The 2,415-nt window shown below is 57.9% G+C and carries 3 protein-coding genes; all 3 read right to left on the bottom strand.

Annotated elements, in window-relative coordinates:
• Nucleotides 1-449: 449 nt before the first annotated feature.
• Complete coding sequence (locus AC1Q6P_RS23935) at nucleotides 450-845, bottom strand: hypothetical protein (protein WP_492666267.1); 396 nt, start codon at nucleotides 843-845, stop codon at nucleotides 450-452.
• A gap of 27 nt (nucleotides 846-872) precedes the next feature.
• On the bottom strand, nucleotides 873-1,346 hold the full coding sequence (locus AC1Q6P_RS23930; protein WP_492666266.1) for a hypothetical protein: 474 nt from the start codon (nucleotides 1,344-1,346) through the stop codon (nucleotides 873-875).
• A 70-nt stretch (nucleotides 1,347-1,416) separates the two neighbouring features.
• Nucleotides 1,417-1,773 carry a CPCC family cysteine-rich protein gene (locus AC1Q6P_RS23925; protein ID WP_492666265.1) on the bottom strand — a complete coding sequence of 119 codons (357 nt, stop codon included), beginning with the start codon at nucleotides 1,771-1,773 and terminating at the stop codon, nucleotides 1,417-1,419.
• Between the last annotated feature and the right edge of the window lie 642 nt (nucleotides 1,774-2,415).

The raw sequence follows: 2,415 nt of genomic DNA, 5'->3' as shown, positions 1-2,415 counted from the left end.
ATCAATCGGGGGCAGGTCTTGCAGGGGGATTCAATGAGACGGTGTTGACGCGGTGGGAAGTCCCTGTAACTGGTTAGACCGCATCTCGCACCCTCGAGAGCGCATTGCCTAGAGACCGCTGCAGTCTCCAAAGCGCATAGAAGCAGCAAAGTAGGTTGACCAAAAGAATTCCCACCAGCAGTCGCGTCGTGGCCGGGTTCTCCATGGAGACAAGCCATAGAGTGAGCGCGACAAAGGCTAGAGACGTGGCGACAAGTCTTGGAACCGTTCCCAATGAGGATCGAGTCCAGCCAACTGGATCGCTAGTGATCAAAGGCATCTCGCTCTCCCCTAAAAATGCTGTGGTCTAACGTTTGAGCTAACTGGCCCGCGACGGCAGGACGCCGAAGGGCCAGAATGAAATGAGGACCGTAGGCGGCATGCCGTTGTGGGTCCAGTTGAGCGAATGGTTAGGCCTCGGCATCACGAAGCAAGCCTTCGAGGAAGTCGGGGCTGGGCTGAAACGGGGCAACGCAGCCTCGGACATATGCCAACTTCTGTTCGTGGGTTGCGCCAAGCCACCATGAAGTTTCCGCATCGATTTTCAGCTTCGCTTGGATCACAGGCAGGACAACATTGTTTGGCAGCGATTCCACCCACCGCTTATGAGTCTCCACTGCATCCAACTTTCCCGCAGCTGCGCGTGAGCGGAGAAGCGCGTCGGAAATGCGCTGAGCAAGGGCATGAACGTATGGACTGCCCCAAAGATCTGTGTCGTCGGGTGCTGATTGAAACTTCGCCTCCGCAACAAGACGCCATAGCGCCAATAGCTCGTTCGGATCCTCGACTGTGAAGAGAGATGACATATTCATTGAGAGGCCTAACGTTCGCGCTCAGCGGGCGGCGAAGCCGTCCGCTGCAGCAACGGGTTGAGCGGCATCTTCTGCCCTGATCGAGCCTTCATCCAGGAGCGCCCGAGCTGAAGTTGTGTAGCGTTCAAAGAACTCCTCAAGCGTCGCTGCTACCAGCTTGGGAGCGCAGCCGTCGAAGTAATCAACGTACACCGCGCTCTGCTCCAAATTCACTGGTTTGAGCCGGTACACCCAGCACGAGATGCAGTAGTCGGAGAACAGCACACCGAATTCGGAAGGCGTTTGTCCTTCAATTTCGTCCAACGACCACAAGCGCCAGTACTCGTTGTCCATCATGCGCATGCCACCAAGCGCGCCGTATAGGGAAAGAACGTCTCCGGTTGCAATGGAGCCAAGTTTGGCGAAGGCTTGTCTCACCGACGCCGCAGGTGGCGGCGGCAGTGGTTCAGCGGCCTCTGCCGTCCAGCGCGGAAGTAGTTCTGAAAGCGACTGCATGCTTGACGCTCAACGTGTGCGGTAAGCGGGCCAGCCAGCATAGCTGGCGCAGGTCCGCTTGACCAAAATGTTATAGCGCTGCATCGAGAGTCCAGTAGTAGCTGGGGGCGTCGCCCGCAGCGGCGTCGAAGTATTCGGAACCATTCGCTGGTGATCTCGCGGGCTCGACTTCTTCGGGCCTCAACGGTCGCCACCCTGGGGCGCGAAGAATGCTGCCGAAAACGGAAACGCCTACGGGAAATCTCTGAAGAGCAAGTAACTGGCTTTGGACCAGGCTCCGCTTGTTCGCCCCGCCGCCCATTGTTGGGTTTGCGAGTTGCACGTGATCATCTTCCCAGCCGCACAGTTCGCAAATCTCATAGCTGCCAGGCGGCTCGCCGAAGACGAGAAATCCGCAGCTTGGGCAAGGGAAAGACTCTTCATTCATGGCGAGCGCTATAACGTTGAAGCTAACCGGCTCGCAGCGGCAGGGCGCGGCTGGCCGAGAATGAAATGACGGCCAGCCGTGGCGTGCCGCTGCGGGTCCAGTTGAGCGCAGGGTTAAACCGCACGATGAACGCCGACCTCTTCCTTCTCTGCGACAAAGCACTTACTACCCGGCTGTGCCCGGCCTCTGACAGGCAACGAGCCAAGCTTACGGCAATACTGTTCTCGCACGAACTTGCGAAACGATTTGCTAGAGCCATACGCCGCATAGTGCCAGGCGGTTTGTCCGTGAATGTCCAGAGTAGTGAGCGAGGCTCCCGCTTCAACCAGATAGCGAAACATACGCTTTCTGGTTCTGGTGTGCTTGTCCAGCATTTCGCACAACCACATTAGTGGCGTTGTACCCGTATCTGGATCGGCTTCATTCGGATTCGCCCCGGCTCGCAACGCGGCGCGAAGCTCTGATGGAGCGCAGTAAAAAGCAAACGCACCGAGGTCAGTCTTGGGAGCCATGCGGTTTAACGTTGAAGCTGAGCCGCGAGCGGCGGCACGCCGACGCGAGTCGGCTCGAGCGGAATACGAAGGGACTTCCCACCTTCAGGCAACGGCGTCAAAGCGCCAAGATTGGTGGTGTTGGTCATCA

The organism is Roseateles sp. GW835-FHT13E02 (genome assembly GCF_058794035.1).
This window is presented reverse-complemented; position numbering and strand designations above follow the sequence as displayed.